We start from the raw sequence: 14013 nt of genomic DNA, 5'->3' as shown, positions 1-14013 counted from the left end.
CCTTTTGCTGCATTACTGGATGAGTTCACTTGCTGCCACTCTTGCTGACGACGCGCAGGTAGCTGACCAAGCCGTCGATTTCCGCATCGCTGAGCACGCCGTCCCAGCGCGGCATCAGCACGGATTTGTTGACCGCGCCGCCGCCGCTCTTGATGGCTTTGTGCAGCTCTTCATCGGGCGTGTCGCCCATGCCCTTGGTGTCGGTGTGGTCGCGTGGCTTGACCGCCATGGCGGTGCTGTTGATGCCGTTGCCGTCGCGATTGGTGCCGTGGCATTGCACGCAATACGTGTCGTAGACCTTGGCGCTGTTGGCGGTGGCGTCGGCGGCGAATACCGGGAGCGCGGCCAGGCTGGCCAGCGACAGGGTGCCGGCAAGGAATAAGGTACGAATGTTCATTTCGCCTCCGCGGTCTTCAGCGTGATCAGGTATCCGGTCAGCTTCTGCACGTCGGCGTCGGTCAGGCCGAGGGTCGGCATCCAGATGTGTGGATCAAACTTCTGCGGGTTGTTGATATAGGCCACCATGAAATCCGGCTGCAGGCGGCTGCCGGCATCAGCAAGCTCCGGTCCGGACTGGCCGCCGCTACCTTCCTTCGCCGAGTGGCAGGACGAGCAGCCACGCAGCTTGGAAAACAGCATCTTGGCCATCGGGCCGGGCGCGCCGTTCTTGAACGCGCCCTTCTGCACCAGGTCCAGATCGGTGCCCAGCTTCATCAACGCGTCGGCCGCCGCGCCCGCATCGGCCTTGTTGAGCTTGATGTGCGCAGTGAGCTTGCTGGCGTCGATGGTGTCGGCGGTCTTGTCCGCCGAGGCCTTGACCACCTTGGCGTACATCACGCCACCCGGACGGATGGTGGTCGGGTTCTGCAGCCATGCTTCAAGCCACTCGCGGTTGAACTTCACACCGGCGTAGTAAAGGTCGGGCCCCTTGCGTTCCCACAACCGGTCGAGGCTGGCGTCCGCCGGTTTGGTCAGCGCGTGACACGATGAACATTGCTGCTGGAGAACGTCCGCCCCGCCGGCGGCCATGGCGGTATCCACCATGCCGATGCCAGCCAGCAGTGCAAACAAAACAACTGATAGTGATCGCATTTGATTCAGCCTCCCTGGTTACTCGATGACCTTGCCCTGGAATACGTCGGCGTTGTAGAAGCCGGGACCTTTCTTCAGCGAATCCTCGTAATAGAAGTTCGGCACGAATTTGTGGCTGCCGAGCTCGTACCACGGGTCATTCGGAATACCTGCGTATTCGATAACCGTCATGATGCCGCCCATCGGCTGCTTGCCATTGACCGTGTGGCTTTCGATGTGGTCATGGACCATCCAGCGGCCCGGATTGTCGGCCTTGAAGATAAGGTCGTAGCGTTCTCCCGGGCCAATAAGCACGGTGTCCGCAATGATCGGGCTTTTCAGCGGCTGGCCATCCTTGAACGCAATCAGGAAATCGTGTCCGTGGATATGAATGCTGTGCATTTTGTCGCCGGTGCCGATCAGGCGAATACGCACCACATCGCCTTCTTTCACGCGAATCGGCTGCACTTCCGGGAATGCTTTGCCGTTGATGGTGAAGTAATCGGGCTGATCGGTGGGCAGGCCTCCGAATCCGGGCTTGTCAGCCCATTTGGAGTCCCACTCCGAAAGCATCAGGATAAAGTCCGCGGTGACGGTCTTTTCCAGTGCGGTCGGGTGTTTCGGGCGAACGATCAGCGGGCCCCACATGCCGCGCAGGTCCACATGCTCATTGGTATTGACGTGGCAGTGGTACCAGAGCGTTCCGGCCGGCTCGGCCTTGAAGTGGTAGGTGAAACTTTCGCCCGGTTTGATCGCTTCCTGCGTTACGCCCGGCACGCCATCCATTTTCCAGTTGTTCTTCTGCAAAAGGCCATGCCAGTGGATGGTGTGGTTCATGGCGGTCAGGTTGTTTACGACAACCGTGACATCGTCGCCCTCATCCACATAAATAAGCGGGGCCGGTACCTGTCCGTTGAATGCGAACGTGTGGTACTTCTGGTTGTTGACCAGGGTGATTTCCGTATCCTGGATATTCATCTCGAAACTTCGACTCGCGGCAACCGCTGAGTTGGTAATGGCAAGAGCCATCATGGCCATTGCGACGATCAGGCATTTCACGTGGTGGTTTCCTTTCGGGCGGTGGAAGAATTTTTGGCGCAGGTTTCCTCCGCAGGGGCGAAATGCGCCCATGCGTGCAGAGGTGTTTGCGTTATTCCCTTGTGATGACCGGGTCTGCGATGACCGGGCCATCGCGATGCGATGCCGGCTAGCCGGAAAGCTCGCTGGTAGCGAGGTCCCGTTTCCATGAATGGCCTTGCAGGCGCAAGGATGGATTCAGGATTTCAGGATGCGCGGGAGAGTGCGACGTGATCATCGGGCGGGACACGCCGGCAGCCCGGCAACCCTGTTTCACAGGCATTCGGTGTGGCGATGGAGAGGCTGTCATCACGGGTCTTCGGGCCTGGCTGCGACGTTATGCACATAAGATGTATCGGTAATACATGTTATGCGCACGCGCCATTGTTGGCAAGGAAAAAAGGCGGAAAACAGCGGTTGCATTGATCGATGTCAGCCCCGGCATCACGACGCATGACCGAGCGGCCCTTTACCCATGCCAGCCGGATGCCGCTGCGACAATGTGTACGGAAACCTCCATCCCGCTCCGTTGTCCATTCACTGTCGTCATGCGGGGCGGCGGCTACAATCCGGAGATCGGCATTGCGAACGGCGGCGGTGCGGACCACGATGGTGCCAATGCAGTTCATCGCGTTCCCGCAGACGCGGCACCGGTTCAATTCGTCGAGGGCAGTGAAGGGCATGCAATGCGTCTGACCACATACACGGACTTCTGCCTTCGGGTGCTGATCTTTGTTGCCGTGCGCCCGGATCCGCTGCCAACCATCGCGCAGATCGCCGAGAGCTACGACATTTCCAAAAATCACTTGATGAAGGTGGTCCATGAACTGGGCCAGGCCGGCTACCTGGTCACCACCCGGGGCAAGGGCGGTGGGCTGCGGCTGGCGCGTCCGGCGGAGTCGATATTGCTGGGGGAGCTGATCCGCCGTACGGAGCCCGACATGGCGACGGCACCTTGCATGGACCCGGTCAAGGCCGATTGCGTGATCGTTTCCGCCTGCAGGCTCAGGAAGGCCATGCATGAAGCCAGGGTGGCGTTCTTCACCGTGCTCGACAGCTATACCCTGGCGGACCTGGCGCAGAACCAGGGCGTCTTGAACGAACTGCTTTCGGGTTTCGCGGTCGATGAGCCGGCGCGTGGACGTCGCCAGCCCGCGAAGCCGGTGGCCAAGGTTGCACGCAAACCGGCGGCGAGTACCGCGCGCAAACCCATCGTGGCCCCGGCGCGCAAGTCCGGGCCCAAGGCGAAGCGCGGCACGTCCTGAGTCGGGCAGCCTTGCGCGCATCAACGCAGCTTTGCCAATTGTTCCGGCGTCAGTGCGCCGCTCAGGCCGTGGCGCGAACCGTCGGCGCGGATCACCAGCGTGCGAGGCATCTCGCCTCCCCATTGCGGATCAATCAGGTAATTGATGCGGTCCGGCGTCGCGTCGGCATAGGCGCGGGCTGGCCAGTGCTCCATGCCGGCGGCGTCCAGGCGCGCGCTTATGGCGTCACGCTGGGCCATGCTGTCGGTGGCGACGGTCACCAGCTCGATCCGCTCCGGATGCGCCTGCTGCAGCCGGGCGAGGGTCTGCATGTTGGCCTCGCAGTACGCGCAATCCAGTGACCACAGCGCAATGAAGCGCTCGCCCTGGGCTGGCGGTTGCAACAGGACATTGACGGCATCGGCGTTCAGCGGCTGCAGCGAGGCGGCGGGGGAAAGGCCCGGCAGGGCGAAGGCGAGCAAAAACAACCAGGGTTTCATCGGGGTGCTCCATCGAGCTTGAGAAGTCGGAAGCCGGTCGAGGTGTTCCATGCCACATAGGCGCGGCGTTGGTGGAGCAGCCATTGGGGTGAGCCCACATCGCCGTGGCTGCGCGCCAGGGTCCGCGGTTCACTGAAGTGCATGCCGCCATCCGTGGATGTGCGCACGACAAGCGCGTAGCCGGCGGCGTCGATCTGGTTCCAGGCCAGCCACACATTCGGGCCGTCAGTCGCAACGTCCGCATGGGCCGCGCCGGCAAAGGCGATCGCCAGCTTGTGGCGCGGCGCGTGTCCCGGATCGAGCTGGCCGTACCAGAGCGTGGGGCCGTGGGCCGCCTCATACCAGACGGCATGGCGGACACCGTCGGCGCCGATCGCCAGGCCCGGTCCCTGATGCGGACACCCGGCGATCTGCCAGTTGCTGAAGGTGGCGCGTGTGGCCCGACCCGTCTGGCCGTCCGTACGCAGTTCGGCATACGCGTGGTCACGCCGGTTGTCGTCCCAGATGCCCCGGAAAAACGCCGCCACGCCACCATGCGCCGTTCGTGCCAGCGCGATGCGGCAGCATTCGCAGCTCTGGTCCATCAGCTTGCGCTCGGGGACAAAGTGGATGCCGTCATCCGCCCAGCTGTAGTACGTCGCCGCACCTTCATAGGGTTTGTCCGCGGCGTTGGCCGCTTCCAGATCGCGCTTGTCGATCCAGGCGATGACCACGCGGCCGTGGCCGTCCACGGCCATCGCGTCGAAGCGGTGAGTGATCTCGCGGCGGTCGCGGTGCACGGTCAATGGGGTGGAGAAATGGTCGCCGCCATCCAGCGAGCGGGCGAAGCGGACGAAACCGGTCCATGGTTTCGCGCGCGGTTGCGACCAGCTCACATACAGCTCGTCATGCGGGCCGAGCGCGATCTTCGGCCGGTTCTCGCCTTCGGCATAAATCGGCTCGGCGGTCATGTTCACGTTGACCGGCGCGCTGAAGGTGGCGCCCTCGTCGTCGGAGTGGCGCAATCGCACGTGGCCATCCGCCGTGTCGACCACGTACAGCCGGCCCAACGTATCGAAGGCCGCGCTGGCGCCCAGCGCCGGGGCGTCGGCAGGCGTCGGCATGTCCCGGGCGGGGATGGTCAAGGGCAACAAGGCCAGCGCGGCTGCCGTCAGCATGCGCGGCAAAGACCATGGGTGCGACATCACAGCTCCCAGCGCAGTTGGCCGAACGCGGTGCGGCCGGCGTACGGGTGGTAGACCCAATAGCGGGCGTTGGTGAGGTTGTCCACGCCGAGCGCGGCCGTCCAGCGCGGCGAGAAGCGCCAGCGCAGCTTCGCGTCGACCACGGTGAAGCGGCTTACCGCGCCGTAGGTGTCGACGAAATCGCTGTTGTCCAACGTGCCGTACTGATGCCCGGAATGACGAACGCCGAGCGAAGCATCCCATTGCGGTGCAAACCGGTAGTTGGCGAACAGGCTGGCGCGGATTCTCGGGATCCGCGGGAAGACCTTGCCATTGGCGGCCGGGTACTGGCGGTCGCGCCGTGTCGTTGCGTCGTTGAGGGCGAGGCTGGCGGAGATGTCGAGCCCCGCGATCCATGCATCGGTCGCGACCAGTTCGCCTTCCACGCCGCGCATACGCGTCAGGTCGATGTTCTGCACGCTGGTGACGGTGGGTGTGACGGTGATATCGGTCTGCGTGTACAGCGCGTCGGCTATGCGGTCCTGGAACAACGAGATGCGCCAGTGGCCCTGGCTCGTCTGCCGGATCAAGGTCAGGTCGGTGGAAGCGTCGATCTCGGGCCTGAGCCGGGGGTTGTTGTTGACGATCGCATTGCCCGAGATGGTGCCCTGGAACAGCTCGGCCACGGTCGGGTAGCGCACCGCCCTGCCATGCGCGAGCCGCAGCTGCCAGACGTCGGCGATGTCCCAGCTCAACGCGGCCTTGGGCGAGAAATCCGTGCGCTGGCGGGTTGCATGACGCAGCGTACTGCTGGCGTTGGCCAGCAGGCCGCCGTAGGCACGCCATTGCTCCAGCCGTCCGCCGAGGGTCAGCGCCCAGGCCGGCGCGAAGCTCCACACATCCTGCAGATAGATGGCGCGGGTGCGAGTGCGCCCGCCGAATGCGCTGATCGGCGTGCCGTCGGCATCGCCACGCCAGTGGCCGGCATGGCGTACCCGGGTATCCAGCACGTAGCGGTCGTCATGCACGCCGGCATGCAATGTGTTCTGTGCGCCGAGCGGGCCGTGGCTGCGCAGATCGAAGGTGTTCCAGCCCGAGCCGTGCATGTCGGCGATGGTGCCGGGGCCACCCGACGGCGTGCCGGCTTCGGCGTGGATGGCGGTGGCGGCCTGCGAGCGCAGGAAACCGTAGTGACTGGCTGCCGCACTCCAGTGCCAGCCGTTGTCGAAGTGGCCATTCAACTGCGCGCCGTAGAGCATGTGCGTGTCGCGCCGCGCCGTCGGCGCCAGGCCGCTGTCCGGCAGTGTCCAGGTCTGGCCCGCCGCATTGATCACGCCACGGCTGACCGCGTGGCCGCCGGCATCGCGGATCAGGCTGCGGGTGCGGCTCACGGCGTCGTCATGCCACCAGCCGAGCGTGAACAGCGCCGCGACACGGTCGCTGATATCCACGCCCAGCTTCAGCTTGGCCTGGGTCTGCACGGTGTGCTCGATACTGTTGGCGCCATAGACCAGTCGCGGCGTGCCATTCGGGTTGCGATCGAGTGTGGCACCGGTGACGGGTGTCGCGACTGCAACATCGTCGCTGCGGGTGGCGATCGCGTACTGCATGGGCTGGCCCTTGTTGTCCAGCCGGCTCAACGCCAGCAACCAGCTCCAGCGCCCCTGTTTGTCGCCCAGTGTTGCAGCGACCTGGTGGCCGCTGTAGTGACCGTCGCTGCCGTAGGCGTCGCGATGGTCCTGACTCATGAGCTGCGTGCTCACACTGGCCACCCGGTGCTTCGGCAGCAGGGTGTGGATCAATACCGTGGTGCCCAGCGAATTTCCCGGGTAGAGCGCCGAATACGGTCCGTAAAGCACGTCAACCGCACCGATTTCCCCGGCGGCCACCATGCCCCAGCGCGGCGCGCCGTCGTAGCCGTTGGTCATCAGGTTGGACAGCAGCAGCCCGTCGGCATAAACCAAGCTGCGCGCGCTTTGCAGCGTGCCGGCATTGCGCCCGCTGATCACCGCGTTCGGATCACCGATGTAGCGCGTGCGCACCATCATGTTCGGCACGTACTTCAGCGCGTCCGCGCTGCTGCTGACGTTCTGCTGCTGCAGCCGTTCACGGCTGACGTGCACGTCGACTGCGGGCGCATTGGCCAGCGGGCTGTCCCCCGTCTGGACGGATACCGTGGACAGGTTGGTTGCCGCCACCGATTCGTCGGCGCGGCATGGCCCAGCCAGCATGCTGGCGATGCAAAGAGCGAGAAGGCAGGGCGTTGCGGTGCGTCGGCGATGCGCAGACGCATGGCGCGGCCCCGGGCGAACGGGGCGACGGTTCTTGTTGGTCACCGGGCGGATAATCCAATGGTGCGCCTGTCGAATTCGCCGGGGGAGAGGCGATCGATGGCGAGCGGGGCGATGTGCCTTGTCAGAAGGCGCGAAACGGATCGCAGGGAGTGTGGAAGCCTGTGCCGATAAACATGTATTCATAGTACATGTTAAGAAATCAGTTTGTAAATGCATGCCGATCACGCGCCCGTGCGTGAGGAGGCTTGTTCAAATGGACGTCCATTCCGGAATATCCACAACGTGGCGGCGCGCGCGGGCGTGGGGTTGGTTCAACCCGAACGGTGGCGTGGAGCAGCCTTCGGCGTGATCACGGCAGAGGCATCTGCCGCGATCGCATCCCGCGTGCATGGATGAATCAGTCGGGCGTGCGGTCGGCGGCCCGATCCACCTTGCGGTCGCGCCGCAGCGCGCTGAGGATCAGGCCCGCGCCCAGCACGCCGGCCACGATGATGAACAGTGCGGACAGGATCGGCAGGCCGAACAGGGTGGCGCCGCCCTGGATGCGGGCGGTGAGCGCGGCGCCGATCACCAGCGCGGCCACGATCACGCCGGTGGCGATGCGGTTGGCGATCTTCTGCAGGCTTTCCATCATGCGGGATTCTTCCAGCCCGTCGATGCGCACGCGCAGCCGGTTTTCCGCCAGTGTGCGCAGGATGGCGCCCATGTGCTGAGGTGTGCGACGGGCCAGTTCCTGCAGGTCCAGCCATTCGCTGGCCAGGTTGGCGGGCGACAGCGACCCCAGCGCCTGCCGCCGCATCATCTGCTGCAGGTGTTGCTCGACCACGGCGCGGGTATCCAGCGCCGGGTCGAGCGCGGTGGTGACGGCTTCCAGGTTCAGCAGGGTCTTGCCCAGGATGGTCAGCTCCGGCGGCGGCCGCAGGCCACAGGCGGCGCCCACCCGGGTCAGCTCCAGGATCAGCCGACCTTCGGAGTACTGGCGACTGGCGTCGTGCAAGCCGGCATAGCCGGATACCAGCTGATCCACGCTGCGACGGTATTGGCTGTGGCGAAAATCCTGCAGCGGCGTGCCCATCGCTTCGCTGATTTCGCCCACCTGGTCGCCGTTGCCGCCGATCGCGCCCAGCATCAGCTTCAGCAGGCTGTGCCGCGTATGTGGCGGCAATCGCGCCACCATGCCCAGGTCGAACAGCGCCAACCGCTGATCGTCCATCAGCAGCACATTGCCCGGGTGCGGGTCGGCATGCACCAGGCCATGCACGAATACCTGGTCGAGATAGGCGCGCAGCAGTTCCTGTGCCTGCTGTTTCAGCGGATGCTCGATGCGCCGCACCGGTGGCACGTGGGTGACCTTGATGCCGTGCACGCGATCCATCGTCAGCACGCGCTCGGTGGTATAGCCGTCCATCGGCTGTGGCACGTACAGGTGGCGGTAGTCGTCCAGGTTGGCGGCGAAGCGGCGCAGGTTGTCCGCCTCCAGCGCAAAGTTGACCTCGTTGGCCAGGCTGTGGCGCAGCTCCTGCACCCAGTCGGCAAAGCCGTAGCGGCGGCCCATGTCGGTGAGGCGGTCGGCGGCGCCGGCCAGCCTGGCCAGGATCGCCAGATCCTCGCGCAGCGTCTGCGCGATGTGCGGACGCTGTACTTTCACCACCACCTCGCGTCCGTCGCGCAAGGTGGCCGCGTGCACCTGCGCCATCGAACCGGCGGCCAGCGGCACATCGTCGAAGCTGCCGAACAGCACGCCGATGCGCGCGCCCAGCTCCGCCTCGATCACCGCACGCACCTCGGCCACCGGCACCGGCGCCACGTCATCCTGCATCCGTTCCAGCGCCGCCAGATAGGCGGGCGGCACCATGTCCGGCCGCGTCGACAGCGCCTGGCCGATCTTGATGAAGGTGGGGCCCAGTGCCTCCAGGTCGTCCACGAAATGTTCCGGCTGGCCCGGCACCACCGGGTCGGCGTCCTGCGCCAGCGCCACCTCCTGCACATCCAGATCCAGCCCGTTGAACAGGCCCGCCTTGCGGTACCGCAGCAGGAACGCACCGATCTGGGCATAACGCGACAGGCTGGTCGATTCGCTCACATGCGTGCTCCGCTGGTTTGACCCAGCATGCAGAGGCGGCCGGCAAGGAGGCGTCAAGGCGCGCCACATCTTCACGGGGCGGTGATCGCCGCGTCGTTTCAATGATCGTCACTGCAAGATCGCCGTTGCCGCCACCAGCGATCGACCGCCCGGAGAATCCCCCGATGTCCTCATTCGCGCTTTATCTGATCGGCATGATCGTCGTGATCGGCGGCCTCGCCTACGTGGCTTTCCTGATGCACGTGCCCTCGCAGTGGATCATCGCCGGCGCCGTGGTGCTGCTGGGTCTGGGCATCGTGGGCGCGGTTACCCACACGCGTCGGCGCGATCCGCCGGAGTCGTGATCGGATCGCGCCGCGGCTGCCGGCTCAGTTCGTGGCCGGCAGGTATTTCTGAAACCAGCCCAGCGCCCGCTGCAGCACGTCGCGCTGATGCGCGGGGTCGACGAAGTGGTGGCCCTCGTTCGGGTACACCACCAGCGAGGTGGGCACATTCTGCGCGCGCAGCGCGTGCCACATCTCGAACGATTGCGGCGCGGGGCATTCGGCGTCGCGGTCGCCGACGACGATCAGCATCGGCGTCTTCACCTGCTTGATGAAGTTGATCGCCGAGCTTTTCGCGTAGACGGCGGGATCGTCGTAGACGGTGGCGCCGAAGAATGGCGGCATCCACTGATCGATCAGGTTCTGGCCGTAGTAGCTCTGCCAGTTGGAAATGCCCGCGCCGGCCACCACGGCGCGGAAACGCTGGGTTTGGGTGGGTACGAACATGCTCATGAAGCCGCCGTAGCTCCAGCCGGTGAGGCCGAGCCGCTGGTCGTCCACCGGCACCTTCTTCTCCACCGCGTCGACGCCGGCCAGGATGTCGCGCAGGTCGCCGTAGCCGAAGTCCTTGCGGTTGGCCTGCACGTACTTCTCGCCCTGGCCGAAGCTGCCGCGCGGGTTGGGCATGAACACGAAGTAGCCCAACGCGGAGAACGGCACCGGCCCGTAACCCACACCCGGCCAGCGCGGGATCACCGCGCTCGACGGACCGCCATGCACGCTGACCACCATCGGATAGGTCTTCTTCGCGTCGTAGTTGGCCGGGTACAGCAGCCAGCCCTGCACATGGAAGCCCTCGTTGTCCCATTCCACCGATTCGGCCTTGCCCCAACTCGGCTCGTGCGTGGCGTTGATCGACGTGACGGCGGGCGGCGGCGTAGAGCCCAGCGCACCGGCATGCACTTCCGGCGCGACGGCGTAGGAGCTTTGCATGAACGCCACGCGTTGCCGGTCATGCGACAGCGACATCGCCATGGCCGCGCTGCCGTCGCCGATGCTGGCCGGCAGCGTGAAATGCACGGCGGTCTGGCGCGCGCTGTTGCCGTCGACCGCGTAATCGGCCAGTTGGCTCTGGCCGTTGCTGATCTGGCTGACCAGCATCGACCGCGGTCCGGTCCAGGTCAGCCAAGACGGCGTGACGCGAATGCCCGGCGTGAGATTCGTCACCGCGCCGCCGCTGCTGGATACCGCATAGATGTCGCCGCCGGTGGCGCCCTGGTCGCTCATCAATCCGCCGATGAAGCTGATGCGAGCTCCGTCCGGCGACCAGCGCGGCAAGGCGATCTGCAGCTGATGCAGCGATCCGCTGTCGGCGCTGGCAGGGTCCGCCAGCACGGTGGCGGCCGCGTCGGCACGTGCAGGTTGCACGTAGAGTTTCGCGATCCACCAGTTGTTGTCGCCCGGCGGTTGCGCCGCGGTATAGGCGATGCGCGTGCCATCCGGCGACCAGCTGAACTCGTAGGCGTAGATGCCGGCCGGGGTCAGCGCATGCACCTGGCCGTCGGCCACGGTGATGCTGGCCACGCGTTGCACCTCCAGCCCACTGACGCCGATCTCGCCGGCGGCGGGTTTTGCGGCGGCTACCGCGCTGGCGTGACGGGTGGCGCCGGGCACGAACAGGAAGCCCAGCGATCGGCCATCCGCCGTCCACTGCAGCGACCGCACGTAGCCGCGCAGTTGCGCCAGCCGGGACGGCGCGGCTGCGCCGGCGGTATCGGCCAGGTACACGTCGTTGTGCATCACCGTGGTGCTGGTGAGATCCACGCGGCAATTCGACACGAACGCGAGATGGCGCGAATCCGGCGCCCACGCGATGTCCGATTCCGCGCACTGCCCGGGTTTCGCCGCGGCGCTGACGCGATGCGGATGGCTGCCGTCGGCCGCCGCCACGGTGATCGCGGGCTGGCCCTGTTGCTCGGTCACCCACGCCAGCTGCCGACCGTCGGGCGAGATCGCCACGGCGCGGATGGGTTGCACCGCGTCCAGCTGGCTCAGCAGCGATTCGATGCGTGGGTCGACGGTGGGCGTTTCGGCGGCGAGCAGGGCGGGCGTTGCCAAGGCCAGCAGCAGGCCGGCGCACTGAGGCAGAAACTTCGACATGGGCGACTCCGGCGCGAAAACACCGACGCTACAACCGGGCCCGCGTCCGGCCCAGTGCATGAAGGCATGCCCACCCGATCGCTGGCGTCGCCAACGCTCTCAATGCGTTGCTGACGCCTGCGGCGCCACGGTGGAGGCCTGGCGCGCCGCCTTCATCGCGGCCAACTTGGCGCGGATGCCGGGGATCGCGGCCAGGACCGCCTGCTCGCCGCGCATGATGGCCTGATCCTTCTGCGTGAAATCCGTCGCGCCCATGCCGTCCAGCTTGGGATGGATCACCACGTCGGCGCGGGCCAGTTCCTGCTCGCCCAGCTGGCGGCCCATGATGGTGATGGACTTGCCGATGATGCCCAGCATGTCGTCGGGGTTGCTGGCGTCCGGCTTCGCCGAGATGTCCACCGCGATGACGAAGTCCGCGCCCAGCCCGCGCGCGGCATCCACCGGCACCGGGCTGACCACGCCGCCGTCGACGTAATGCTTGCCGTCGATGGCGGTGGGTTCGAACACGCCGGGCACGCTGCTGGAGGCGCGCACGGCCTGGCCGGTATTGCCCAGCACGAACACGGTGCGCTGCCCGCTTTCCAGTTGCGTGGCCACCGCGGCAAAGGGCAGTTGCAGCCGCTCGATTGGCCGGTTGCCCACTTCCTTGTTGATGTAATCCTGCAGCTTGCGGCCCTGCACCAGCCCGCCGGAAAACAGCCGCACGTCGCGGATTGACGCTTCATCCAGCGACAGCGCCGCCTGCTGCAACTGGAACGGGTTCATGCCGCTGGCATACAGCGCGCCGACCACGCTGCCGGCGCTGGTGCCGGCCACCACCTCGGCGTGGATGCCGCTGGCCTCCAGCATCTTGATCACGCCGATATGCGCAAACCCGCGCGCCGCGCCGCCGCCCAGTGCCAGTCCGATCTTCAGCTTCACCGGCGCGGGGGCGGCCAGTGCGGGTGGAACGTCGGGCTTGCGCGATGCGAAACAGGCGCTCAGGGCGAGCGAAGCCAGCACGGGCAACAAGAAGCGGGTGCGATAAAACAACATGGTTCGGCCAGAAGGTGGCAGTACGACGAGTGTAGGGCACAACAATCGTGCCGAAAAATTGCCCGCGCGCGCGATGCGGCCAGCTTGCACCCACTCCCGGGCAGGCGATACTGACCCTCCCCACGACGCGCAGGGCCCCACCTGCCGTCTACCCGAGCCGGAGTCGCCGTGGCAACGCACACCCAACTGACCGCTCAATGGCACGACTGGATCGTCGAAAACCTGGCCCGCGGCTGCGCCGTGCAGGCGCTGGTGGAAGACATGTGCCGCAGTGGCTTCGACGCCACCTTCGCCCATGCCGCGGTGGAAGCCCTGGCCCGAGGCGAGCAGCCGCCCGCCGCCACACCGCTGAAAGCACAGGCCACTGCCTATGTCGCGGACGCGCCGCGACTGCCCGCGGGCAATGTCATCCCCACCCACGACCGCGACGTCCGCGTGCTGCTGCGCGTGGCGGCGCCCACCATCGCCGTGCTCGACCAGATGCTCAGCGACGAGGAATGCGACGAGCTGATCCGCCGCTCCGCCGACAAGCTGCAGCGATCGACCACGGTCGATCCGGTCAACGGCGGCTACGAGGTGATCGCCGCGCGCAGCAGCGAGGGCACCTTCTTCCCCGTCAACGCGGACGACTTCATCGCACGGCTCGATCGCCGCATTGCCGAACTGATGAACTGCCCGGTGGAAAACGGCGAAGGGCTGCAGGTGCTGCATTACGGCGAAGGCGGCGAATACCAGCCGCATTTCGACTACTTCTCGCCCGGCGACCCCGGCAGCGAGGCGCAGATGGTGGTCGGCGGCCAGCGCGTGTCCACCTTGCTGATCTACCTCAACGACGTGGCGCAGGGCGGCGCCACCGTGTTCCCCACGCTGGGCCTGCGGGTGCTGCCGAAGAAAGGTATGGCCGTCTATTTCGAATACAGCAACCGCGCCGGCCAGGTCGACCCGCTGACCCTGCACGGCGGCGAGCCGGTGGAAAAAGGCGAGAAGTGGATCATCACCAAGTGGATGCGCCAGCGCAGCTACGGCTTGGCGGCGCCAGCCGAGCCTTGATTCCTTTCCCCCGCAAGCGGCGGGAAGGAACAACATGTCGCCGCACGATCCCTCGCGACCATCCCTGCTGACA

Annotated in this window: 12 protein-coding genes; 3 read left to right on the top strand and 9 right to left on the bottom strand. The window is 65.9% G+C overall.

Features of this window, described 5'->3' with window-relative positions:
- Positions 1–25: 25 nt before the first annotated feature.
- Genes ACFPK0_RS00255 through ACFPK0_RS00245 form a run of 3 tightly spaced genes read right to left on the bottom strand, consistent with a single transcriptional unit; the run spans position 26 to position 2130 of the window.
- Positions 26–397, bottom strand: coding sequence for a c-type cytochrome (locus tag ACFPK0_RS00255; protein ID WP_377337518.1), 372 nt, complete (start codon positions 395–397; stop codon positions 26–28).
- Positions 394–1092: a c-type cytochrome gene (locus ACFPK0_RS00250; RefSeq protein WP_377337516.1), complete on the bottom strand. Its 699-nt coding sequence runs from the start codon at positions 1090–1092 to the stop codon at positions 394–396. The genes ACFPK0_RS00255 and ACFPK0_RS00250 overlap by 4 nt, the downstream gene beginning before the upstream one ends.
- An 18-nt stretch (positions 1093–1110) precedes the next feature.
- Positions 1111–2130, bottom strand: a complete 1020-nt coding sequence (locus ACFPK0_RS00245) for a multicopper oxidase domain-containing protein (RefSeq protein WP_377337514.1) — start codon at positions 2128–2130, stop codon at positions 1111–1113.
- Positions 2131–2513: 383 nt separating this feature from the next.
- Between ACFPK0_RS00245 and ACFPK0_RS00240 the strand changes: the two genes are divergently transcribed.
- On the top strand, positions 2514–3413 hold the full coding sequence (locus ACFPK0_RS00240) for an RrF2 family transcriptional regulator (RefSeq protein WP_377337512.1): 900 nt from the start codon (positions 2514–2516) through the stop codon (positions 3411–3413).
- A gap of 20 nt (positions 3414–3433) precedes the next feature.
- On the opposite strand, the gene ACFPK0_RS00235 is transcribed toward ACFPK0_RS00240, so the two are convergent.
- The 4 genes from ACFPK0_RS00235 to ACFPK0_RS00220 form a co-directional block, all read right to left on the bottom strand.
- Positions 3434–3892: a thioredoxin domain-containing protein gene (locus tag ACFPK0_RS00235; protein WP_377337510.1), complete on the bottom strand. Its 459-nt coding sequence runs from the start codon at positions 3890–3892 to the stop codon at positions 3434–3436.
- Positions 3889–5076, bottom strand: coding sequence for an exo-alpha-sialidase (locus ACFPK0_RS00230; protein WP_377337506.1), 1188 nt, complete (start codon positions 5074–5076; stop codon positions 3889–3891). Before ACFPK0_RS00230 ends, ACFPK0_RS00235 begins: the two co-directional genes overlap by 4 nt.
- Positions 5076–7286 (bottom strand): TonB-dependent receptor, encoded by a 2211-nt coding sequence (locus ACFPK0_RS00225; RefSeq protein WP_377337504.1) that lies wholly within the window; start codon positions 7284–7286, stop codon positions 5076–5078. Before ACFPK0_RS00225 ends, ACFPK0_RS00230 begins: the two co-directional genes overlap by 1 nt.
- A 460-nt stretch (positions 7287–7746) precedes the next feature.
- Entirely contained in the window at positions 7747–9501 is a 1755-nt protein-coding gene (locus ACFPK0_RS00220; RefSeq protein ID WP_377340179.1) for an ABC1 kinase family protein, read from the bottom strand.
- A 95-nt stretch (positions 9502–9596) separates the two neighbouring features.
- Here ACFPK0_RS00220 and ACFPK0_RS00215 point away from each other — a divergent pair, with 95 nt between their 5' ends.
- A complete protein-coding gene (locus tag ACFPK0_RS00215; protein WP_056607088.1) occupies positions 9597–9776 on the top strand; it encodes a hypothetical protein in 180 nt (59 codons plus the stop codon).
- A gap of 24 nt (positions 9777–9800) precedes the next feature.
- Here the strand turns inward: ACFPK0_RS00215 and ACFPK0_RS00210 are convergent, their stop codons facing one another.
- Both ACFPK0_RS00210 and ACFPK0_RS00205 read right to left on the bottom strand, forming a co-directional pair.
- On the bottom strand, positions 9801–11855 hold the full coding sequence (locus tag ACFPK0_RS00210) for a S9 family peptidase (RefSeq protein ID WP_377337502.1): 2055 nt from the start codon (positions 11853–11855) through the stop codon (positions 9801–9803).
- 99 nt (positions 11856–11954) lie between these two features.
- Positions 11955–12890, bottom strand: coding sequence for a patatin-like phospholipase family protein (locus ACFPK0_RS00205; protein WP_377337500.1), 936 nt, complete (start codon positions 12888–12890; stop codon positions 11955–11957).
- 168 nt (positions 12891–13058) lie between these two features.
- Here ACFPK0_RS00205 and ACFPK0_RS00200 point away from each other — a divergent pair, with 168 nt between their 5' ends.
- Positions 13059–13940: a 2OG-Fe(II) oxygenase gene (locus tag ACFPK0_RS00200; protein WP_377337498.1), complete on the top strand. Its 882-nt coding sequence runs from the start codon at positions 13059–13061 to the stop codon at positions 13938–13940.
- Positions 13941–14013 lie beyond the last annotated feature (73 nt).

The sequence above is a fragment of the Rhodanobacter ginsenosidimutans genome (genome assembly GCF_042655685.1).
In the GTDB taxonomy this organism is placed as follows: Bacteria; Pseudomonadota; Gammaproteobacteria; order Xanthomonadales; family Rhodanobacteraceae; genus Rhodanobacter; species Rhodanobacter ginsenosidimutans.
This window is presented reverse-complemented; position numbering and strand designations above follow the sequence as displayed.